The following is a 20,529-nucleotide window of genomic DNA, read 5'->3' on the forward strand; positions in this document are numbered from 1 at the left end:
GCTCATCGTCTCCGTCAGTGGGCCGACCCGCCGGAGCCCAGCAGGCTCATGGCGCGGGCCATGAATTCACCGCGACGCTGCTCGAAGCGCGCAGGCTCCAGGCCGGCCATCAGGTTGATCGCCGCCACCACGGCGCAAGCCGTGAGGTGTTCGGCAGGCGGCACGACGGTCTCCTGGGTGGCCGGCGCGAGGCTGCCGCCGGACCACCCGGCCGCCGCGGCGAGCCACGCGCCGATCGTGCGGTAGCCCCCGGCATTGGCGAATTCGAAGGCGGCGCGCCGCTGCGGCTCGTCCGGCTCGCGCACCCACTGCTCGGCGAGCGCGGCGCCGGCCTTGTCCTCCAGCGGCAGCGGCATGTCGCGCGCGCACTGGCAGGCCCACGCCACGGCGTAGCGCTTGGGCAGCAGGCGCGCGATCAGCTTCAGCGCGTCCTGCGTCTGGCCCTCGGCGAGCAGGGATTGCACCGCCTGCAGCGGGTTCATGCGCGGCTCCAACCGGGCCCGTGCGGGCTCGGCCAGTTCCATCTGCTCGGCTGCCTGTACGACTGACATATGGGCGGTTCCTTATCCGATCATCACGATGCCGCCGGACACCTGGTTCATGCCGTCGCCCTTGAGCGACAGCATGGGTGCCTTGACGGTGGCCATGGCACTGCCGGCGATTTCGACCATCGCGTCCGAGTGCACCTTCAGGCTGGCGCCCGCGCCGACATCCATGGTCGCGCCGGCCTTGATGCCGACCTCGACCTGGCCCTCGACCTTGACGCCCATGCTGCCGGTGATCTTGATGTTGACGCCCTTGATCTCGATGTCGCCCGAGCTCTTGAGCACGATGCTCGAGGCGCCGGTGACCAGCTCGATCTCGGTGCCGGCCGAGAGCTTGAACTTCTGCCCGATGCTGGTGGTGCCGTTGCTGGTGACGTCCAGCTTGTCGTCGTTCTGCACGGTGACCTTGCGGTCGTGCTTGACGGTCTGGGTCTGGTCGTTCTCCACGGTGATCGTCTGGTCGTGCTTCACCGTCACCGTCTCGTCGTGGTCGATGGTGACCACGTGGTCGTTCTCGACCTCCTCGTGCATGTCCTTCTGGGCATGGATAAAGAAGTCTTCCTCGCCCTTCTTGTCCTCGAATCGCAACTCGTTGAAGTCGGCGCTCTCGCCCAGCAGGCTGCGGCTCTTGATGCCGCTCTGCGTCTTGGTCGCCTGCAGGCCGTAGGGCGGCGTGTTGTCGGCGTTGTAGACGCTGCCGATGATCAACGGGCGATCCGGGTCGCCCTCGAGGAAGCTCACCACCACCTCCTGCCCCACGCGCGGCAGGCTCACCGCACCCCAGCCCTTGCCGGCCCAGGTGGAGGCCACGCGCACCGGGCACGAGTTCTTGGCGTTGGGCTTGTCCGGCTTGTTCCAGTGGAAGGTGACCTGCACGCGGCCGTGGTCGTCGATCGCGATGTCCTCGTCGGTCTCGCTGCCGGCGACCACCGCGGTCTGCAGGCCCACGACCGACGGCTTGGCCGCACTCGGCAGGCTGCGGAACGGCCGGCTGCTCTCGATCGCCTGGAACTGGCAGGCGAAGCCGGGCCCCTGCCCGCCCGCGCCGGAGGCATAGCCGCCGCCGTGCAACTCCATCGTGGCACCGATCACCAGGTATTCCTGGTTCAGCTCGTCGCGCGGGAAGCCAGTCAGGTTGAACAGTCCGCCGATCTGGATGCCGCACGAACTGGTGGTGCCACTGTAGTGCGAGCGCGACGCGCTGAGCGCCTCGGCGCGGACCTGCGCATAGTGCTGGCCGAGCTGGGCGTCGAAGTGCTCGCCGGGGAAGTCGAACATGTCCGGCCCCTGCCCGCCGTGCCCGTCGCCCACGCCCTTGGCCAGCAGCGAGGTTTTCGGCTTGAGCGGGTCGTAGTCGATCAACTGCACCTTGGTGGCGTCGCGACCACGCGCGGGAACCCATGCGGAGATGGCCGCGTCCGGCCGCAGCGCGCTGTCGCGGGTCGTCGAGTACGGCACCTTGTCGAAGTGGCTGGCCTTGGCGTGCGCGCCCACGCCGTCGGCGAGCACCATCGTGTGCGTGTTGGCATCGTGGGTGAAGTAGTAGTAGATGCCCTCCTGCTCCATCAGCCGGCTGATGAAATTGAGGCAGCTCTCGCGGTACTGCACGCAGTAGTCACGCGCGGCGTAGCTGCTGCTAAGGCTCAGCTTGACGTCGGTGTAGCCGGCGTCGGCCAGCACCGCCTTGACGATGTCAGGCACGCTCTGGTTGGTGTAGATGCGGCAGTCGACCTTGTCGATCAGCAGCCACGGCTTGGGCACCAGGCGCACGCTGTAGTGCGCGTAATGCAGGCCGTCGATGGGCTCCGCGCCAGTCTGCGCCGCCTCGCAGACGATGCCGCTGAAATATCGCTCGAAGCCGTCCGCAGTGGCCAGCTTGACCGTCATCGAGGTGCCGAGCAGGCCGCCAAGGTCGACCTTCTCGTCGCGGCTGGCGAACCCCACGTGGTAGGAGAACATGCGCCCGAGCTGCTCGTCGGTCGCCATGCTGGTGAAAAGCAGCCCGTCGCATTGCGCCGAGGTCAGGGTGATCAGCTGGCTCATCGGGCTCGGCTCCGTGCTTGGGTCGTGCCAGCCATGGGCCGCACGCGTGATGTCGTAGCTTGCCGGCGAACGCGGGGTCGCCGGGCGGCAATGCGCAGATGGCTGCGGCGGGCGCCTGGCGTGACGCCCCGGTCCGCCGCCAGTTGCTGTGGTGCGCGGTCGCTCATGCCGCGTCCCCGTCGCCCACCGGCGTGACGGGGCCCGGTCGCTGCGCCATTACCACCCACCCGGCCACCGCCTGGCCGGCCTCGCGGCGCAGCGTGTCGGTAGTGATGCGCACGTCGTCAAAGCCTGCCGCAGCCACCACGCGCTCGACGTAGCGGCGGGTATGCCGGTAGCGGCCGCTGGGCGTAAGTTCAACGCGGTCGGCCTCCTCGTCCAGCGCTTCCAGCGTGAAGCCGAGCCAGCCGCCCGGCCGCAGCGCACCGTAGGTGGCGACCAGCGCCTCCTGCAGTTGGCCGAAATAGACCAGCGTGTCGGCCGAGACCACCAGGTGCCAGGCCGCGCGGCGGGCCTGCAGGTAGCCGGTCAGTTCGGCCACCTCGAGCACGTCATACCCGCCACGGGCACGCGCCTTCTCCACCATGCCGCCGGAGAGGTCCACGCCCGCCAGATGACGCGCGTAGGGGCGTAGCAGCGGCGCGCACAAGCCTGTGCCGCAACCGGCATCGAGCACGTCAAGCGCTGCCGCAGGGGCGTCGAGCCTCTCGGCTAGCGCTTCGACGAGCACCTGCGGCGCGCGGTAGTCCAGGTTCTTCAGGAGTTGCTCGTCGAAGCTGTCGGCGAAGCCGTCGAACAGTTCGCGTACGTAGTCGTCGGCGGCCCGCGGCGGCGCCTCGGCGCCGCCACAGGCGGCCAGCATGTGGCGCGGCACCGGGTTGTCGGGCTCGCGCGCGAGCCAGTCGCGGTAGACGCCGCGCGCCTCGTCGCGCCGCTGGAGCGCGTACAGCGTCACACCCAGCGCTTCCAGCGCGCGCAGGTTGCGCGGGTCCAGCTCGAACGCGCGTCCGAAGCATTCGGCCGCTTGCTCCAGATGCTCCATGTGCTGCGCATGGCTGCGCAGGAACAGGCCCATCAGGTAATGGCCGCGCGCGTCGTCCGGCGCCTGTTGCAGCAGGCTGCCGTACGCCTCGAAGGCCTCGTCCAGGCGCGACTGCACCTCCAGCACCACGGCCAGGTTGCCCAGGGCGTTGTGATGCCCGGCGCTGCATTCGAGCGCGCGCCGGTAGCAGGCTTCCGCCTCCGCCGGCCGGTCGCACTCCTTGTGGATGTTGCCCAGGTTGTTGTGCGCGTCCGGGTGGCGCGGGGTGATCTTCAGCGCGGTGCGGATCAGCTCCACGGCTTCGTCGCTGCGGCCGCGCTGGTGGCACAGCACGCCCAGGTAGTGCAGCGCGTCGGGCTGGGCGGCGTGCAGCTCCAGCACCTCGCGGTACAGCCGCTCGGCGGTGTCCAGGTCGTCCGCCTGGTGCGCGCGCAGCGCCTGCTGCAGCACGGCGCGGTGGTCCCGCACGGCCCGGCGCAGCGTCAGGTTGTCCGGTCTGGGTCTGCTCATCGCCATTAGCCGATCAGCACCGTGAAGCAGCCCAGTACGATGGTGCCGCCGTGCGCGCAGGTATCGCCCAGGCGCGCCGCCGGCTGGCCGCCGATCAGCACCTTGGGCGAGCCCATCACGATGCTGTCGGGCGGGCCCACGCAGGTCGCCATGTCGCCCAGGCGCGCCGCCGGCAAGCCGCCGATCAGTACCTTGGGGGCTCCCGGCGAGGCGATCGGGCCGCCGACATGGGGCACCACGCCGGTGACCATCGGGCAGACATGCATGTCGGTGAGGCGGGCGGCTGGCTGCATGCGATTCCTCGGCTGGAGCGTCATTACCGGCCCGGCGATGCGACGACGACGCGCCGCGACGGCCTGCCATTTGGCAGGCCGGTCCACCGGGAACGGCATCCAGCCTCGACTTGCGGCCGCCCGCATGACGGGCAGCTTCCCCTGGTGGCGGCACGCCGGCCGGGCCGGCCAGCGTTGCCTATAGGTGAATCCGTAAAAGCCCGGCAAATCCTGTCACATGCCCTTCACGGCCGCCCGTCGCGCCGCTCCTGGCACGCCGACTTCCGCGGACCGGCCGGGCGTGACCCCACGCGCCGCGTGCCGCCCCGGGGCCGCAGCTTCAGGTGGCCGGCCCGCGCAGTGCCTGCGCTATGCGGTGACCAGCAGGTCCTCGCGCAAACGGCCGATCATGTCGGTAGTCGCCAGGTTGAGGTTCCAGATCGTCGCGCAGCGGTTGGGATCGGCGAAATCGATCATGACGATGTTCGGCATGAAGGACTTCGAGACCCGGTTGATGGCCTGGGGAGGAAAGCCGTTGGCACGCCACTGCTGGTGGAGCACGCCGGCGCGGGCGACGATATGGTCCTTCACCCCGGCCTTCCAGGCGTCGGTCAGCGCCTGCTGCGACGAGGACCACATGCCCTTGTCGCGCTTCTCGATGCTGTAGAAGAGCTTGTGCAGGCCTTCCTTCCAGTTCGAGGTCAGCGTCCAGTACATCATGCCCAGGAGCTCGGGACTGCTTATCGGTCCTTGCGACAGGATCTTCTGCTGCTTCTTGAGGTTCTTCTTCTTGTCGCCGGTGTTCGAGTAGCTGCCGAAATACTGCAGGCCCCACATGTGCTCGCTGTATTGGGCGTGCCCGGTGCCTTCCTTGTTGAACAGCGCCTTGACCGGCAGGATTCCGGGCGTGCTCTTGAGCTGCGCGGGAAATTTGTCGAAATCGCCGCGGTCGAAGACGGTGATCACCTTGCCCTGCAGCGAGGCAATCGTCGCCACGTTGAGGTTCACGTTCGACGCGAACCGCTGCGGCCCGAGCTTCAGGATGCACTGGTTGGCCACGTCCAGCATGTCGCCGCACTTGGAGAACCTGAGGATGAGGAACTCCTCCGGGTTCTTCATGACGAACTCGCGCGCCTGGTCGAGCATCTGCGAGAGCCGGTCGCCGCCCACGTCGCCGCCCGTCTTGGGGGTCTGGTAGGCACCCAGCTTCTTGTCTTCCTTCTTGTTGAAGCCGGGCGCGTGGTAGGCCTTCTGCTCCAGGCCGCCGGTGGTCTTGACCTTGATGATGCGCAGGTCGAAATAGCGCACGCCCGCCTTCGCCTGCTCACCGATGCTCAGATTCTGCGTCTTGACCACGCTGCCCAGATCGTTGCCGTAGATGCCCGCGTCGTGCGTGCCGGGAAATACGACGTCACACAACCGCTTGTTCGCAAAAGCGCCAAAACCAGCCATACCCTAGCCTCCTGAAGAAAGAACCGGGCAGCGTTCAGCACAGCCTGCCCCCACTATCGACGCCTGCCCCTGCGCCGCCGACACCCGCCGGCAGGCGTGCCCGTGGGAAGCCGCCGCTCCCGCATCCCGATCCGTCCGGACCCCGATCACGCGAAGTCGTAGGCGAAACTGCCATCCGCCACGCTCACCCGCGCACCGGTCACCGGTGTGCCCTCGATCATCCGGTTGAGGAATTCCCGGCTGATGTCGGGGAGCATCGTGTTGGTCAGGATCGCGTCGATCATGCGGCCGCCCGATTCGCTCTCGCTGCAGCGGCTGACCACCAGCCTGACGACCTCGTCGTCGTACTCGAACGGGATCCTGTAGCGCGCCTCGATGCGCTTCTTGATGCGGTTGAGCTGCAGCTTGACGATCTCGCCGAGCATCTTCTCGCTCAGCGGGTAATACGGAATGGTCACCAGGCGGCCGAGCAACGCCGGCGGGAACACTTTGAGCAGCGGCTCGCGCAGGGCCTTGGCGATGCCTTCGGGTTCGGGCATCAGCTCCGGGTCCTGGCACAGGCCGGCGATCAGGTCGGTACCGGCGTTGGTAGTGAGCAGGATCAGGGTGTTCTTGAAGTCGATCGAGCGGCCTTCGCCGTCCTCCATCACGCCCTTGTCGAACACCTGGAAGAAAATCTCGTGCACATCCGGATGGGCCTTCTCCACCTCGTCCAGCAGCACCACCGAATAGGGCTTGCGCCGCACCGCCTCGGTCAGCACGCCGCCCTCGCCGTAGCCGACGTAGCCGGGGGGCGCACCCTTGAGCGTGGAGACGGTGTGTGCCTCCTGGAACTCGCTCATGTTGATGGTGATCAGGTTCTGCTCGCCGCCGTAGAGCGCCTCGGCCAGCGCCAGCGCGGTCTCGGTCTTGCCCACACCGGAGGTGCCGGCCAGCATGAACACGCCGATCGGCTTGTTCGGGTTGTCCAGGCCCGCGCGGGATGTCTGGATGCGCTTGGCGATCATCTCCATGGCGTGGTCCTGGCCGATCACGCGCTTGCCCATCAGGCTGGCCAGGTTCATCACCGTCTCGAGCTCGCTCTTGACCATGCGGCCGACCGGGATGCCGGTCCAGTCGGAGACCACCGAGCCGACCGCCACGTAGTCGACCGTCGGCAGGATCAGCGGGCTTTCGCCCTGCAATTCGGACAGCTGAGCCTGCAGCCCTTTCAATTCCTCCAGCGCAGCGGCGCGCTCGGCCTCGGTCAGCGTGGCACTGGCCACGGCGACCTCACCGGCCTCGGCATGGGCCGCCTGCTCCAGCGCGCTGCCTGTACCCTCCACCGGTGCGGCGTCACCGCGCAGGCGGGCGCGGATGGCCAAAATCTTCTCGACCAGGCCCTTCTCTACCTGCCAGTTGACCTCCAGCGTCTCCAGCCGGGCCTTGGCGATGGCGAGCTTCTCGCCGGCCGACGCCTCGCGCTCGGCCACTTCCACGCCCACCGTCTTCTCGCGGGCGATGATGGCCAGTTCGGTCTCCAGCGCCTGGATGCGCTTGCGGGTGTCGTCCACTTCCGGCGGGACGGCGTGCTGGCTGATCGCCACGCGGGCGCAGGCGGTATCGAGCAGGCTGACGGCCTTGTCCGGCAGCTGGCGCGCGGGGATGTAGCGGTGCGAGAGCTTGACCGCCGCTTCCAGCGCCTCGTCCAGGATCTGCACGCGATGGTGCTTCTCCATCACGCTGGCGACGCCGCGCATCATCAGGATGCCCTTCTCCTCGCTCGGCTCGTCGACCTGCACGGTCTGGAAGCGGCGGGTCAGCGCGGGGTCCTTCTCGATGTGCTTCTTGTACTCGGCCCAGGTGGTGGCGCCGACCGTGCGCAGGTTGCCGCGCGCCAGCGCCGGCTTGAGCAGGTTGGCCGCGTCGCCGGTGCCGGCCGCGCCGCCGGCGCCGACCAGGGTGTGCGCCTCGTCGATGAACAGGATGATCGGCTTTGGCGAAGACTGAACCTCCTCGATCACCTGGCGCAGGCGGTTCTCGAACTCGCCTTTCATGCTGGCGCCGGCCTGCAGCAGGCCTACGTCCAGCGTGCGCAGTTCGACGTCCTTGAGCTGCGGCGGCACGTCGCCCTGGGCGATGCGCAGGGCGAATCCTTCGACTACCGCGGTCTTGCCGACACCAGCCTCACCGACCAGCATCGGGTTGTTCTGGCGGCGGCGCATGAGGATGTCCACGACCTGCCGGATTTCCTCGTCGCGGCCGACGATCGGATCGATCTTGCCGCTGCGGGCCTGCGCGGTGAGGTCGACGGTGAACTGCTTGAGTGCCTCCTGTTTGCCCATCTGCGCCGGGCCCATCGCGCCGCTGGCCTCGCCGGGCACCGCACCGCCCATCTGGAACCCGTCGCTGGCGCTCTGGCCGTCCTCGGGAGAGCCTGCGACCACCTCGGCGAACTTCTCCACCAGCGTCTCGGGCTTGATCTTGTCGAACTCGGGCGAAATGCCGACCAGTGCATTGCGCAGATGGCGGGTGCGAACCACACCCACCATCAGGTAGCCGGTGCGCACCTGTGCTTCGCCGAACATCAGCGTGGCGAACACCCAGCCGCGCTCGACCGCTTCTTCGACGTTGGAAGAAAGGTCGGTAATCGTGGTCGAGCCGCGCGGCAGCTTGTCCAGCGCGTCGGTGACGTCGCGCGCCAGGTTGGACGGGTTGATGCTGAACTGCTTGACGATGCGGTGCAGGTCCGAGTCCTGCAGCTGCAGGATCTGGTGGATCCAGTGCACCAGCTCGACGTAGGGATTGCCGCGCAGCTTGCAGAACACCGTGGCGCTTTCGATGCCCCGGTAGGCGAGCTTGTTGAGTTTCCCGAACAGGGCGCTGCGACTGATCTCGGCCATGGCTTGTCTTCCCTTCGCTTGGTGCGGCGGCCGCACGGCGGCCGGTATGGTGTGCGTGATGGCGGGCCTTCAGCCCACCGGTTTCAGTACGACCTCGTCGGCATCGGTGCGTTGGGGCCGCTGGCCCAGCCAGGTGGTCAGGCCCAGGCAGCCGCCGCGGCCCAGCCGGGCGGCGGGCACCTGGTCGTGCGCGAGCACCAGTTGCACATCCCAGGCCTTCTCGTCGCCGATGTAGCTGCGCACGGTCGCGACCAGCTGCGCGAGCGCGGTGCCGCCGGGCAGGAAATGCTCGAACTGGTCGCGCCTGAGTGGTCCCAGGCGCAGGCGAAAGCGCTGCTGGGCGCCCCAGACGTACTCGCCCATGACCGCGGTGCGTCCCAGTACCGCGACGTCGGCCGACCGGCCCAGGCGCAGGTGCGCCTCGCCCGGCAGGCGCATCCACTCGGCGACGAACTCGATTACACGTACGGGAACCACGAAGAAGTGCTGCAGCAGGCTTCGCAATCCCTCGGCGTTGCGTGTCTGCGCCACCATGCGGCCGGCGAAATGGCGCTTGTAGTCGTCCGGCAGCGCGTCCCTGCCTTCGAGCCCGGGCGTGGCCATGCCGACCAGCGCACCGGTGTACAGGCGGAAGCGGTCCTGCGCGCCGCGGTCGGCCTGCACCGTCGGCTGGGTGTTGGCCCAGGCGCGGTAGAACAGGCTGGCCATGCGATGGTGGAAAATGTTGGCGAACGCGATCAGCGTCGGATCACGCGCGTTGCGTTCGCGGTCGATCGCGTATTCGGTCAGGTGCAGCGGCAAGGGCGCATTGGGCCCGAACAGCCCGAAGAACCACGCGTGCATGCGCGCAGGGCGTTCGGAACCGGCCGGCTCGAAGCGATCGATCGCGCTCGCGGCAAAAGCCAGCGACGGCGTCTGGCACAGTCGCACGAAGTCCTCCGACGGCTTGGTCGATTCGCCCAGCCTTGGCCGCGTCGGGTGCGCGCACTCGAGCTGCCGGATCGCCTCGAAGAAATCGAAGTCCCCCGGCCGCTCCTGCAGCGCGCGCTCCAGCGCTACAGCGTCTGGCGCGTACCCAGCCGTGCCGGCCATCGGGCCACCTCGTTGCGTTCCAGGGTGCGCAGCACGGTCTCGGTGAACGAGTTCACCGACACGTAGCGCGCGAAGAAGTGCTGCATCACCGAGCCGAGCAGGAAGGCACCGGTGCCTTCGAACGCGCCGTCGTCGCAGGTAAGGGTGATTTCGAGGCCCCGGCCGAAGCTGATCGGGCCGGGTACCGGGATGCGCCGCACGATCGGCTGCGAGGACACGTTCTTGATGCCCTCGATCTGCCGGCGTGCGCCGGAGTCGAATTCGTCGCAGTAGAGCGTGAGCATCTCGCGCAGCGCCGCGGCGCCGTCCGCGTTGCCCTCGCCCAGCAGCGAGACGTAGTTCAGCTGCAGGTGGCTGACCAGCCGCCAGGCGGTCTCGCCGCCGGCGACCGGCGCGCGCGGCTTGGTCGGCCCGGCCACGCAGCGCACCGATTCCACCGGCGCGCCTACGTCCAGGGTGAAGTCGGTATTCGCCTTGCCCACCGGCATCTGCAGCGGCAGGTCGCGGTTGGTGCACATCAGTTGCATGCCGACCTGGCGCAGGCGACTCGAGTAGGGCGCCTCGTTGGCGTCCACCAGAGCGATGAACAACTCGCTGCCGACGTAGCTCGAACGCGCGCCCTGCAGCTTCTGCCGCGCGGAAAGCTGGCGTGGCTCGCGCCGCACCGTATAGAAGGCGCCGTGGCCGCCCTGCCAGGTGCGCTCGTCGCAGCCGTAGAACGGCTGGAACTGCTGTTCGGGCTCCTGGCTGTCGCCGAACCCCTCGACCTGGCCAATCGAATGGATCTCGAAATCCATCGGGCGCGTGCGATCGGCCAGCACGTGGTACTCGGTCTTGCCCTGCTGCAGGTGGATGCGGTCCGCGCGGCGCGGAAACAGGTTGACCGCCGGCGTGCAGAACAGGCGGAAGTTGCCGGCGTCCACCGCGTTGTGCAGGCGGCTGATGCTGCGGTCGAACAGCACCACGATCTCGAACTCGTTGCCCTGCGCCCGGGCCAGCGCCTGGCGAAGGCCAGTGAACACGGTGAACAGGTAGCGCTCGGGACAGGCGAAGTATTCCTGCAGCAGGCGGTAGCCGCTGAAGGAGCGGCCGCTGTAGGGAATCATCGACTCGTTGTCGGCGAAGCCCTTGGGCTGGATGCTGGAAGCTTCCAGCCAGGTGCCGGCAACGCCGCTGGCGCCCTTGGTCCGTACCGTCACGCCGACGGCGTTGCCCAGCAGTTGCTCGTAGAGCCGCTTGGGCAGCTCATCGGGGCCGGCGAGGAACACCGGCAGCTCGTCCATCGCCAGCTCGCTCGCCTGCGCGCCGGCGGTAACGGCGAACTTCAGGCGCAGTCCCGCCCTCACCGTGCGGTCGTTGGGGATCGCCACGCCCGCCGCGGCAATCGCCGCCGGCGTGTCGAAGTACTTGGCCTCGACCAGCTTGAGTGGCCACAAGGTGACATCGTGCGCCGTGCGGTACTCGCAGGCGGTGCGCTCGTCGCGGCCAGTCAGGCTGCGCAGCGCCGTGTGGCGCGGCACCGTATGCCCGGCGACCAGCGCGGCCTCCTTCAGGTCCGCCGCCATCTCCACCACGGCCATCGAAGGCACCGGGGCGAGGTAGTGCGGGTAGACCATCTCCATCAGGTGCTGGGTGAACACCGGCTGCTGCGCGTCCAGCTTCAGCTGCACGCGGGCGGCGAGGAAGGCGAAGCCCTCGAGCAGCCGCTCGACATAGGGATCGGCGCACTCGAAGCCTTCCAGGCCCAGCCGTCCGGCGATCTTGGGATATTCGCGCGCGAACTCGCCGCCCATCTCGCGGACGTGCTGCAGCTCGCGGTTGTAGTAGCGGAGCAGGCGCGGGTCCATGCGTCAGCCCAGGCTTTCGGAGACGTTGAAGCGACCGGTCTCCAGGTCGACTTCGGTCTTGAGGTAGAGGTTCAGCGGTATCGGCTGCGCCCACATCTCCGACTCGATGTTGAACACCAGCGACTGCTGGTCCATGCGCTTGCCGTCGGCATTGACGGCCACCCGCAGCGTGCTGCCGGTCAGGCGCGGCTCGAAGGCGAGCAGCGCTTCGCGCAACTGGCGCTGCAGCACGGCTGCGTCGACGCCGGCGAGCGCCATGCCGGTGAGATCGGGGATACCGAAATTGAGCACCGAGCGCGCCACCTCGGGATAGTCCTCCAGCTCGACGCCACTGCCGAGATTGACGCAATTGAGCAGCCAGGAAATGTCGCGCGCGACGCAGTCGCGCAGGCGCGTGGCCGAGATCACCCGCTTCTCGCGGCTCTCTTCCTGCCTGCCTGGCTCTTCATCGGTCAGGCGGTCCAGCAGCGAGGGCTGCAGCCGTTCCTGGGTGGTCAGTTCGGCCATGGCGCTTCGTCACGCCGGGTCATGCTGGAAAACGATCATGCGGACATCCAGCAGCGGATATTCGCCAGCGTCGGTGACCAGCATGCGCTGGCCCGAACCCACGCACGGTCCACCATCGATGTCGTGCCAATCGGTGCGCCGGCCGAGCACCACCTCGGCATCGGAGGAGTGCTCCGAGCCAGGGTAGCGGCACGGCACGAAGCCTACCGACTGGCCGCCGTTGACCCAGGTGACCTGCACCGGAGCCCAGATCTTGTCGCGCAGGTCGGTCGGCGCCTCGAAGACGAGCTGCTTCAGGCGCGCGAACGGCACCCAGGCATAACCGCCATTGACCACCATTTCCAGGCAGGGACCGAAGCGTGGATCGGCGTCGGCGATCCATTCGAACGGCTCGCCGTTGATCTCGCCGGCGATCGCCGGCGCCTGCTCGAAGGCCTGCTCGCGCAGCGGCGTGGCTTGTGCATGCTGCCCCTGGGCATCGAGCCTGAGCGCCTGCAGCAGCAGCGCCACCCACTGTTCGGGTTCGCCGATGACCGAGGGCATCCGTTCGCCGGCGAGCACATGGATGCGCGCCAGCTCGCCGCGGACGGCCTGCGCGTAGGCGCCGGCCATCAGGGCATTGTTCACGTCCAGTTCGCCGCTGACCTTCAGCTGCGTCTGCGCCCGTTCCCACTGGCCGAGCAGCGCCAGCAACTGGAACAGGAACACCCGGCAGCGCGCGTCCGCCGGGTTGCTGCGTACCTGCGAGGTAAGACCCTGCAGCGCCTCGTCCAACCGTCCTTCCTTGAGCATGTTCTCGGGTGTCATGGCTTGGGCTCTGACGGTCTTCAGTTGGGTTGGAACGAGGGCTGCGGGCAGACGGGCCGGCCTTAGGCCTTGGCCACGCCCTGGATGTCGTAGGTGAACTCCTTGGCACCGCCCTGCTTGGCACCCTTGTCGTCCTGCGGCTGGAACGAGTACTTGAACTTGCCGAAGTGCAAGGTCACGTTCTCGGTCAGGCGGTCTTCGCCGCCGCTGCCGCCGGTGGAGACGGAGGTGATCAGCACGCCCTCGGACAGCTCGATGGTGAGGAAGTCGGTCTGCTCGCCGGTGGCGTTGGTCACGTAGATCCACGCCTGGTCGATGCGCCCGCCGGTGCAGCAGGCGTCCAGCAACGCGTTGGAGCAACCGTCCACATACTTGGTGATGGAGATGTCCTGCACGTGGGCCTTGCCGCCGCTGGCCGCGCCCGCGCCGGTGTGCAGGTCGCCGGAGTTGCTGACGCCCCACGACCACGCCAGGATCGGCACCTCGCCCTTGTGCTTCTTGTGGTTGGACGCGCCTTCGATCTTGACCTTGCCGGCGCCGAACTTGATGTGCATGTCGAATGCCATGAAACCTTCTCCCTACGTCTCGTGTTGGTTGTTCGATATCGCCGGCCGGGCTCTCATGGGCCGCCACCGGTCGCCCTCGTGCTGAGGTGTTGATGCAGTTCCCGCCTCGGCGCATGGACCCGTCCGGCGACCCGAAGCGGGCGCCGCCGGCCGGTCGTATTCGTCAGGCCTTGGCCGCGGACGGCAGGCGCGAGACCAGCCGCAGCGACACGGTCAGGCCCTCGAGCTGGTAGTGCGGCTTGAGGAAGAACTTGGACGTGTAGTACCCCGGTGCCCCCTCGACCTCTTCCACCACCACCTCGGCGGCCGACAGCGGCTTGCGCGCCTTGGTCTCCTCGCTGGAGTTGGCCGGGTCGCCGTCGACGTACTGCATGACCCAGTTGGTCAGCCAGTTCTGCATCTGCTCGCGGTCGCTGAAGGAACCGATCTTGTCGCGCACGATGCACTTGAGGTAATGCGCGAAGCGGCAGCAGGCGAACATGTACGGCAGGCGGCAGCCGAGCGCGGCGTTGGCGGTCGCGTCCGGGTCGTCGTACTCCTCCGGCTTGGCCAGCGACTGCGCACTGATGAAGGCGGCCATGTCCGAGTTCTTCCGATGCACCAGCGGCATCAGCCCCATCTTGTCCAACTCCGCCGAGCGGCGGTCGGTGATGGCGATCTCGGTCGGGCACTTCATGTCCACGCCGCCGTCGTCGGTCGGGAAGGCGTGCACCGGCAGGCCCTCGACCGCGCCGCCGGACTCGATGCCGCGGATGCGCGAGCACCAGCCGTAGGCCTTGAACGAGCGGTTGATGTTCACCGCCATCGCGTAGGCGGCGTTCTGCCAGGTGTACTTGTTCGAGTCGGCACCGGAAGTGTCTTCCTCGAAGTCGAATTCCTCGACCGGATTGGTGCCGGCGCCGTAGGGGAGGCGGGCCAGCGTGCGCGGCATCGCCAGCGCCAGGTACTTGGCGTCGTCGGACTCGCGCAACGAGCGCCAGGAGGCGTAGTCGGGCGTGGAGAAGATCTTGGCCAGGTCGCGCGGGTTGGAAAGCTCGTTCCAGCTCTCCATGCCCATCAGCGTGGAGTTGGCGGCAGCGATGAACGGCGCATGCGCGGCGGCGGCGACCTGGGCGATGCCGCCGAGCAGCTCCACGTCCGGCGGGCTGTGGTCGAAGTAGTAGTCACCGACCAGGCAGCCGTACGGCTCGCCGCCCAGCTGGCCGTATTCCTCTTCGTACATCTTCTTGAAGATCGGGCTCTGGTCCCAGGCGGTGCCCTTGTAGCGCTTGAGCGTCTTGCCCAGCTCCTTCTTGGAGATGTTCATGACGCGGATCTTCAGGAGCTGGTCGGTCTCGGTGTTGTTGACCAGGTGATGCAGGCCGCGCCAGGCGCTTTCCAGTTTCTGGAAGTCGGCGTGGTGCATGATCTGGTTGATCTGCTCGCTGAGCTTGCGGTCGATCTCGGCGATGTAGGCGTTGATCGTCTGGGCGACGTCGTCGGAGACGATGTCGGACTTGCCCAGCACCTGCTCGGCCAGCGTGCGGACGGCCGATTCGACCTCTTCCTTGGCGCGCTCGCTCTTAGGCTTGAATTCGCGGCTCAGCAGCGCGGCGAAATCGCCAGCCTCGAGGGTTTCGGCGGCCTGCCCGCGTTCGGCAACGGTTTCGGTAGACATGTGTGCTTACTCCGCGTCGGAAGGCTTGGCGGCCGAAACCAGCGACTGCAGCAAGGCCGGATCGTTGATCGCCTGGGCGATCAGCTTCTCGGCGCCGGCCTTGCCGTCCATGTAGGTGTTGAGGTTGGCCAGCTGCGTGCGCGCCTCCAGCAGCTTGGCGACCGGGGCGACCTTGCGCGCCACCGCGGCGGGCGAGAAGTCGTCCATGCTTTCGAAGGTGATGTCCACGCTGAGGTTGCCCTCGCCGGTGAGCGTGTTGGGCACCGCGAAGGAAACGCGCGGCTTCATCGACTGCAGGCGGCTGTCGAAATTGTCGACGTCGATTTCCAGCGCCTTGCGATCCTCGATCGAGGGCAGCTCGGCGTTGTTGGCGCCGGACAGGTCCGACATCACGCCCATCACGAACGGCACCTGCACCTTCTTCTGTGCGCCGTAGACCTCGACGTCGTACTCGATCTGCACCCGCGGCGCGCGGTTGCGCGCGATGAACTTCTGACTGCTTTGCTTGGCCATTGCGGCTGTCTCCTGGGACTTGAGGTCTTCCGGTTGAACGCGACGCCCTGGGTGCGCGCACGTCCCTGCAGCGCATCCGGACGGCACGATCGCCGCGGAACCGGCGGTTCCGCGCAATGCAGGTGGCTGCCGGACTGGCGTAGCAAAGGGCGGACTGAACGCCTTCCCACTGTTCTAGTGCGTGGAGCCCTTCACGGATCGGCCACGTGCGTGAACGCCGCGTTCAGGCAGCGTTCACAAAGACAAGACAGGGTTTCGTCCGGGTGCAATCCGCCCGGCTCAGGCCTGCAGTTCGCGCTGCAGCCAGGCCCGCGCCAATCGCCACTCGCGTTGCACGGTGGTGGCGGAAATCCCCAGGGCGGCGGCGATCTGTTCGGCGCTCAGGCCGACGAAGAAACGCATCGAGACGATGCTGGCCTGGCGAGGGTCGAGTTGTTCCAGCGCATCCAGCGAATCGAGCAGGGCGACGTAATCGATCTCGGGCATCAGCGAGCCGGAGATCTCGGAGAGCTCGATGCGGTCGCAGTCCTGCGGCCGCTTGGCAGCCTGTCGGCGACGGGCCGAGTCGACCAGCACCTCGCGCATGGCCCGTGCCGCCACGCCGAGCAAATGGCCGCGGCTTTCCCACTGCGGCGGGCAATGGCCACCGAAGACCTTCAGGTAGGCCTCGTTGACCAGCGCCGTGGCGCTCAGCGTTCGTTCGCTGGTGTTGCGGCGCAATTGCGCGCCAGCCAGTCGATGCAGCGCCGCGTACATCTGCCGCAACGCTTCCTCCAGCGCGGCGGCATCGCCCGCCTGCGCCGAATGCAGCAGTCGCGTCACGTCGACACTGTTGTTCACGGCTATGGTGGTCCCTTCCCGCCCGATGGCTCCGGGGCGGCAGGCGCCGGCCGGATCGACGGCCAGGCTCGGCCGCTGGAAAAAAGTATAGGCCAAACCCTTGCCGGCGACAGGAAGCAGGCTTCGTTTCCGCACTACTGGGGCGCCGCAGATGCCCTGCTAGACTCGGCCGCATGCTCAAGATCGACACCCACGCGCACATCCTGCCCCGCGACTGGCCGAACCTGACGGCAAAGTACGGCAACGATCGTTTCCCGGTAATGACGCACAGCGATGGTCGGCACCGGATCTACAAGGACGGCAAGTTCTTCCGCGAAGTGTGGGATTCGGCGTTCGATCCGCAGACACGCATCGACGACTACGCCCGCTTCGGCGTGGACGTACAGGTGATCTCCACCGTACCGGTGCTGTTTTCCTATTGGGCGCCCGGCTACCAGGCGCTGGAGCTGCACAGGCACCTCAACGATCACATGGCGCAGATCTGCCAGGATTTCCCGCGCCATTATGCGGGCATCGGCACCGTGCCGCTGCAGGCGCCGGAGCTGGCCGTCCGCGAGCTGGAGCGCTGCATCGACGAACTGGGCCTGTCGGGCGTGCAGATCGGATCGCACTGCAACGCATGGAACCTGGACGCGCCCGAACTGTTTCCGTTCTTCGAGGCCGCGGCGGACCTGGGTGCGGCGATCCTGGTGCACCCGTGGGACATGATGGGCACCGACAGCATGCCCAAATACTGGATGCCCTGGCTGGTCGGCATGCCGGCCGAGCAGTCGCGCGCCGGCTGCTGCCTGGCCTTCGGCGGGGTGCTGGAGCGGCTGCCGAAGCTGCGCGTGATGCTCGCCCACGGCGGCGGCAGCTTTCCCTGGTCGATCGGGCGCATCGAGCACGGTTTCCGGATGCGTCCGGACCTGGTCGCCACCGACAACCCGCGCAACCCGCGCGAATACCTCAAGCGCCTGTACTTCGACTCCTGCGTGCACGACGAGCGGGCGCTGCGTTATCTCCTGGATGTGACCGGCGTCGATCGCGTCATGCTGGGCACCGACTATCCTTTCCCGCTGGGCGAGCAGGAGCCCGGCAGCGGCATCGAGGCGCTCGGGCTGGATGATGCGGACCGCGCGCGACTGTTCCACGGTACCGCGCTGGAATGGCTGGGCCTGCCCCTGCAGCGTTTCAACCAAGGCACTCCGGAGCGTCCATGAGCCCTATCCGCATTTCCTTCCTGGCCGGCACCCTGCTGCTGGCCGGCACCGCCTGCGCCACCGACGTCAGCATGGCCGGCGGCAGCGTTGGCTTCAGCACGCCGGACAACTGGGTTTCCATCATGGAAACCCAGGGCGAACCGGAAATGCGCGTGTTCCAGGTCCCCGACCCGTCGCCCACCGCACGCGACAACCTTTCCTACGTGTCGGTGGAAGTGGAACAGGTGGGCGATCTGGCCGCGTTCGATCAGTACGTCGGCGCTGCCAACCGCAAGGTCCAGGCATTGTCCGGCTACCGGGCGATCGGCAATCCGGACGGTCCCAACAGCTACGTCTACACCGCGCAGGAACACGGCGCGGCCTACCGCTACAACGACCGCTACTGGTTCAAGAACAACCACGCGATCCACCTGCGCTGCGCGCGCCCCGAACGCAGCCAGGCCGGCGCCGCCTGGGCCGGATCGTTCGATAAGGGTTGCGACGCGGTGGCCACCAGCCTGGCACGATGAGGTTCAAGGCATGACCGATTACCAGGCGACGCCGGGATGGGCCGCCGCCGCTGACGACGCCGATCCGCTGCGCGCCTTCCGCGACGAGTTCCTGATTCCCCCGCACGAAGGCCGCCACTCCAACTATTTCTGCGGCAACTCGCTGGGCCTGCAGCCGCGCGCGGTACGCGAGGCGATCGCAGCGGAACTCGACTACTGGGGCGAACTGGGCGTCGAGGGCCATTTCAAGGGCCGGCTGCCGTGGATGGACTACCACGAGTTCGTGCGCGACGACCTCGCCGAGGTGGTCGGTGCATCGCCCTCCGAAGTGGTGGCGATGAACACGCTGGGCGTAAACCTGCACCTGATGATGGTGAGCTTCTATCGCCCTACACCCGGCCGGCACGCCATCCTGATCGAGGCCGGCGCCTTTCCGACCGATCGCTATGCGGTCGAGTCGCAGATCCGCTTCCACGGCTACGATCCCGCCACGGCGCTGATCGAGCTGGAAGCAGACGAGCCCAACGGCACCATCTCAGAGGCCGCATTCGAACGGGCGCTGGCCGAACACGGCGCGCGCACCGCGTTGGTGATGCTGCCGGGCGTGCAGTACCGCACCGGCCAGGCTTTCGATCTGAAGGCCATCGCGCGCCTCGCGCACGCACAGGGTTGCCAGGTCGGCTTCGACCTTGCCCACGCCGTCGGCAACCTGCCGCTGCAGTTGCACGACAGCGACGCCGACTTTGCCATCTGGTGCAGCTACAAGTATTTGAACGCGGGTCCTGGCGCGGTCGGCGGCGCCTTCGTGCACGAGCGCCACGCGCGCGAGGCGCTGCCGCGCTTCGCCGGCTGGTGGGGCCACGACAAGACCACCCGCTTCCAGATGGGACCGCAGTTCGTGCCCACGCCCGGTGCCGATGGCTGGCAGCTGTCCAACCCGCCGATCCTGGCGCTGGTGCCGCTACGCGTGTCGCTGGATATCTTCCGCCGCGCCGGCATGAAACGCCTGCGCGAAAAGTCGCTTGCGCTGACCGGTTACCTCGAGTGGTTGGTGCGCACGCAATTGTCCGATGTGCTGGAGATCGTCACCCCGGCCGACCCGGCGCGGCGCGGCGCGCAGCTCTCGATCCGCGTGCTCGGCGGGCGCGCCCGGGGGCGCGCGCTGTTCGAGCACCTGATGGCCAACGGGATCATCGGCGATTGGCGCGAACCGGACGTCATCCGCATCTCCCCCGCCCCGCTCTACAACCGACACGCCGACTGCCTGGCCTTCGCCGAGGCGGTGCGGCGCTGGGTTGACGCATAGCGGCGCGGCATCTCCACCACGCTCAGGCCGCGGGGAGTGGATACTCGCGGCCCTCACGCTGGATGCGCCGGTACCTTGAACGCCGCGCCGCCTTCATCGCGAGGGCCTTTGCGCACCGCGGCCAGCCCGGCAGCCGCGGTCCAGTACGACACGAGGCGCCGCCACTCATCGCGGTTGCGCCCATCGCCTGTCGACGCGGGCAACCGGGCATCGGCGTCGCTCGCGGGAACCGGACACAGCAGGTGGTGCTCGGCCGCCCGGCGCAGCTTCACAGGCGTGCATCGCCACCCGCTGATGCGTAAATCGCCGCGGCATTCGCTGTCTCCACGTGTGAATCAGGTCGCGCGGGGTCTGCATGGACCCGGCAGGCTGGCAGCGGATCCTCGGCAATTCATGCGACCTTGAAGGCCTCCGCGCCATCTTCGCAAGCCCTGGCGATGGAGGATGCAACCCATGAAGAACGACGCTCCGCACGACGATGCCGACCTGCGCAAGCTCGGCGAACTCATCGACGACATCGAGGTGGCCATGCTCACCACCGTGGCCGCCGACGGCTCGCTCGTCAGCCGCCCGCTGCAGACGCTGAAGCTCACGGCCGACGGCGACCTGGTGTTCTTCACCGCCGCCGACAGCCCCAAGGTCGGCCAGCTCACCGACGACCTCGACGTAAACCTCGCCTACGCCAACCAGGACGACAAATGCTACGTGTCCGTGCGTGGACGGGCGCGGATCAACCGCGACCAGGCACTGATCGAGGAGCTTTGGTCACCCGCGCAGAACGTGTTCTTCTCAGGCAAGGACGATCCCAACCTCACCGTGCTGCGTGTACGTGTGCGCGATGCGATGTACTGGGAGTCGGCGGGCAACTTCGTGGAGCGTGTGCTCGACTTTGCGCGCGGCATGTGGAGCGAGCAGCCGCGCGACCTGGGGCACCAGGGACACCTGCACGGCTGACCGG

General features: G+C 67.7%; 19 protein-coding genes. 4 read left to right on the forward strand and 15 right to left on the reverse strand.

Going from position 1 to position 20,529, the window contains the following annotated elements; translation table 11 throughout:
• Nucleotides 1-14: 14 nt before the first annotated feature.
• From BMZ38_RS01085 to BMZ38_RS01150, 14 genes are all read right to left on the reverse strand, one after another.
• Entirely contained in the window at nt 15-551 is a 537-nt protein-coding gene (locus tag BMZ38_RS01085) for a DUF6931 family protein (RefSeq protein ID WP_091333097.1), read from the reverse strand.
• A gap of 12 nt (nt 552-563) precedes the next feature.
• Nucleotides 564-2,588: a type VI secretion system Vgr family protein gene (locus BMZ38_RS01090; RefSeq protein WP_091333099.1), complete on the reverse strand. Its 2,025-nt coding sequence runs from the start codon at nt 2,586-2,588 to the stop codon at nt 564-566.
• A 163-nt stretch (nt 2,589-2,751) separates the two neighbouring features.
• Nucleotides 2,752-4,140, reverse strand: coding sequence for a tetratricopeptide repeat protein (locus BMZ38_RS01095; protein WP_091334281.1), 1,389 nt, complete (start codon nt 4,138-4,140; stop codon nt 2,752-2,754).
• Between the two features lie 5 nt (nt 4,141-4,145).
• On the reverse strand, nt 4,146-4,457 hold the full coding sequence (locus BMZ38_RS01100; RefSeq protein ID WP_425431835.1) for a PAAR domain-containing protein: 312 nt from the start codon (nt 4,455-4,457) through the stop codon (nt 4,146-4,148).
• Between the two features lie 324 nt (nt 4,458-4,781).
• Nucleotides 4,782-5,864, reverse strand: a complete 1,083-nt coding sequence (locus BMZ38_RS01105; protein ID WP_091333103.1) for a phosphatidylinositol-specific phospholipase C domain-containing protein — start codon at nt 5,862-5,864, stop codon at nt 4,782-4,784.
• Nucleotides 5,865-6,010: 146 nt separating this feature from the next.
• Complete coding sequence (gene tssH / locus BMZ38_RS01110; protein WP_091333106.1) at nt 6,011-8,746, reverse strand: type VI secretion system ATPase TssH; 2,736 nt, start codon at nt 8,744-8,746, stop codon at nt 6,011-6,013.
• 69 nt (nt 8,747-8,815) lie between these two features.
• Entirely contained in the window at nt 8,816-9,838 is a 1,023-nt protein-coding gene (tssG, locus tag BMZ38_RS01115; RefSeq protein ID WP_091333108.1) for a type VI secretion system baseplate subunit TssG, read from the reverse strand.
• Nucleotides 9,802-11,685, reverse strand: coding sequence for a type VI secretion system baseplate subunit TssF (gene tssF, locus BMZ38_RS01120; RefSeq protein ID WP_091333110.1), 1,884 nt, complete (start codon nt 11,683-11,685; stop codon nt 9,802-9,804). Before tssF ends, tssG begins: the two co-directional genes overlap by 37 nt.
• A gap of 3 nt (nt 11,686-11,688) precedes the next feature.
• Nucleotides 11,689-12,192 carry a type VI secretion system baseplate subunit TssE gene (gene tssE, locus BMZ38_RS01125; protein ID WP_091333113.1) on the reverse strand — a complete coding sequence of 168 codons (504 nt, stop codon included), beginning with the start codon at nt 12,190-12,192 and terminating at the stop codon, nt 11,689-11,691.
• 9 nt (nt 12,193-12,201) lie between these two features.
• Nucleotides 12,202-12,999, reverse strand: a complete 798-nt coding sequence (locus BMZ38_RS01130) for a type VI secretion system accessory protein TagJ (RefSeq protein WP_091333115.1) — start codon at nt 12,997-12,999, stop codon at nt 12,202-12,204.
• Nucleotides 13,000-13,061: 62 nt separating this feature from the next.
• Nucleotides 13,062-13,565 (reverse strand): Hcp family type VI secretion system effector, encoded by a 504-nt coding sequence (locus BMZ38_RS01135; RefSeq protein ID WP_091333117.1) that lies wholly within the window; start codon nt 13,563-13,565, stop codon nt 13,062-13,064.
• Between the two features lie 163 nt (nt 13,566-13,728).
• Entirely contained in the window at nt 13,729-15,222 is a 1,494-nt protein-coding gene (tssC, locus tag BMZ38_RS01140; RefSeq protein ID WP_091333119.1) for a type VI secretion system contractile sheath large subunit, read from the reverse strand.
• A 6-nt stretch (nt 15,223-15,228) separates the two neighbouring features.
• Nucleotides 15,229-15,735 (reverse strand): type VI secretion system contractile sheath small subunit, encoded by a 507-nt coding sequence (gene tssB, locus BMZ38_RS01145; RefSeq protein ID WP_091333121.1) that lies wholly within the window; start codon nt 15,733-15,735, stop codon nt 15,229-15,231.
• Between the two features lie 279 nt (nt 15,736-16,014).
• The gene (locus BMZ38_RS01150) at nt 16,015-16,575 is read right to left on the reverse strand and encodes an ECF-type sigma factor (protein ID WP_091334283.1); all 561 of its coding nucleotides are present in this window, start codon (nt 16,573-16,575) and stop codon (nt 16,015-16,017) included.
• Between the two features lie 173 nt (nt 16,576-16,748).
• Here BMZ38_RS01150 and BMZ38_RS01155 point away from each other — a divergent pair, with 173 nt between their 5' ends.
• The 3 genes from BMZ38_RS01155 to kynU are packed head-to-tail and all read left to right on the forward strand — an operon-like array spanning nt 16,749 to nt 19,571.
• The gene (locus BMZ38_RS01155; RefSeq protein WP_091333123.1) at nt 16,749-17,777 is read left to right on the forward strand and encodes an amidohydrolase family protein; all 1,029 of its coding nucleotides are present in this window, start codon (nt 16,749-16,751) and stop codon (nt 17,775-17,777) included.
• On the forward strand, nt 17,774-18,286 hold the full coding sequence (locus tag BMZ38_RS01160) for a hypothetical protein (protein ID WP_091333126.1): 513 nt from the start codon (nt 17,774-17,776) through the stop codon (nt 18,284-18,286). The genes BMZ38_RS01155 and BMZ38_RS01160 overlap by 4 nt, the downstream gene beginning before the upstream one ends.
• Nucleotides 18,287-18,296: 10 nt before the next feature.
• On the forward strand, nt 18,297-19,571 hold the full coding sequence (kynU, locus tag BMZ38_RS01165; RefSeq protein ID WP_091333128.1) for a kynureninase: 1,275 nt from the start codon (nt 18,297-18,299) through the stop codon (nt 19,569-19,571).
• A gap of 53 nt (nt 19,572-19,624) precedes the next feature.
• Here kynU and BMZ38_RS01170 read toward each other — a convergent pair whose 3' ends face one another.
• The gene (locus BMZ38_RS01170) at nt 19,625-19,843 is read right to left on the reverse strand and encodes a hypothetical protein (protein WP_091333130.1); all 219 of its coding nucleotides are present in this window, start codon (nt 19,841-19,843) and stop codon (nt 19,625-19,627) included.
• 181 nt (nt 19,844-20,024) lie between these two features.
• Here BMZ38_RS01170 and BMZ38_RS01175 point away from each other — a divergent pair, with 181 nt between their 5' ends.
• Entirely contained in the window at nt 20,025-20,525 is a 501-nt protein-coding gene (locus BMZ38_RS01175; RefSeq protein ID WP_091333133.1) for a pyridoxamine 5'-phosphate oxidase family protein, read from the forward strand.
• Nucleotides 20,526-20,529: the final 4 nt, after the last annotated feature.

This window comes from Frateuria terrea, from assembly GCF_900115705.1.
GTDB classification, from domain to species: domain Bacteria; phylum Pseudomonadota; class Gammaproteobacteria; order Xanthomonadales; family Rhodanobacteraceae; genus Frateuria_A; species Frateuria_A terrea.

Bases quoted from the DNA above. Each gene is read 5' to 3' on its own strand.
- BMZ38_RS01090 (WP_091333099.1), bottom strand. From the start codon at position 2,588: ATGAGCCAGCTGATCACCCTGACCTCGGCGCAATGCGACGGGCTGCTT.
- BMZ38_RS01135 (WP_091333117.1), bottom strand. From the start codon at position 13,565: ATGGCATTCGACATGCACATCAAGTTCGGCGCCGGCAAGGTCAAGATC.
- tssF (WP_091333110.1), bottom strand. From the start codon at position 11,685: ATGGACCCGCGCCTGCTCCGCTACTACAACCGCGAGCTGCAGCACGTC.
- tssH (WP_091333106.1), bottom strand. From the start codon at position 8,746: ATGGCCGAGATCAGTCGCAGCGCCCTGTTCGGGAAACTCAACAAGCTC.
- BMZ38_RS01100 (WP_425431835.1), bottom strand. From the start codon at position 4,457: ATGACGCTCCAGCCGAGGAATCGCATGCAGCCAGCCGCCCGCCTCACC.
- kynU (WP_091333128.1), top strand. From the start codon at position 18,297: ATGACCGATTACCAGGCGACGCCGGGATGGGCCGCCGCCGCTGACGAC.
- tssB (WP_091333121.1), bottom strand. From the start codon at position 15,735: ATGGCCAAGCAAAGCAGTCAGAAGTTCATCGCGCGCAACCGCGCGCCG.
- BMZ38_RS01160 (WP_091333126.1), top strand. From the start codon at position 17,774: ATGAGCCCTATCCGCATTTCCTTCCTGGCCGGCACCCTGCTGCTGGCC.
- tssE (WP_091333113.1), bottom strand. From the start codon at position 12,192: ATGGCCGAACTGACCACCCAGGAACGGCTGCAGCCCTCGCTGCTGGAC.
- tssG (WP_091333108.1), bottom strand. From the start codon at position 9,838: ATGGCCGGCACGGCTGGGTACGCGCCAGACGCTGTAGCGCTGGAGCGC.
- BMZ38_RS01175 (WP_091333133.1), top strand. From the start codon at position 20,025: ATGAAGAACGACGCTCCGCACGACGATGCCGACCTGCGCAAGCTCGGC.
- tssC (WP_091333119.1), bottom strand. From the start codon at position 15,222: ATGTCTACCGAAACCGTTGCCGAACGCGGGCAGGCCGCCGAAACCCTC.
- BMZ38_RS01155 (WP_091333123.1), top strand. From the start codon at position 16,749: ATGCTCAAGATCGACACCCACGCGCACATCCTGCCCCGCGACTGGCCG.
- BMZ38_RS01085 (WP_091333097.1), bottom strand. From the start codon at position 551: ATGTCAGTCGTACAGGCAGCCGAGCAGATGGAACTGGCCGAGCCCGCA.
- BMZ38_RS01095 (WP_091334281.1), bottom strand. From the start codon at position 4,140: ATGAGCAGACCCAGACCGGACAACCTGACGCTGCGCCGGGCCGTGCGG.
- BMZ38_RS01130 (WP_091333115.1), bottom strand. From the start codon at position 12,999: ATGACACCCGAGAACATGCTCAAGGAAGGACGGTTGGACGAGGCGCTG.
- BMZ38_RS01105 (WP_091333103.1), bottom strand. From the start codon at position 5,864: ATGGCTGGTTTTGGCGCTTTTGCGAACAAGCGGTTGTGTGACGTCGTA.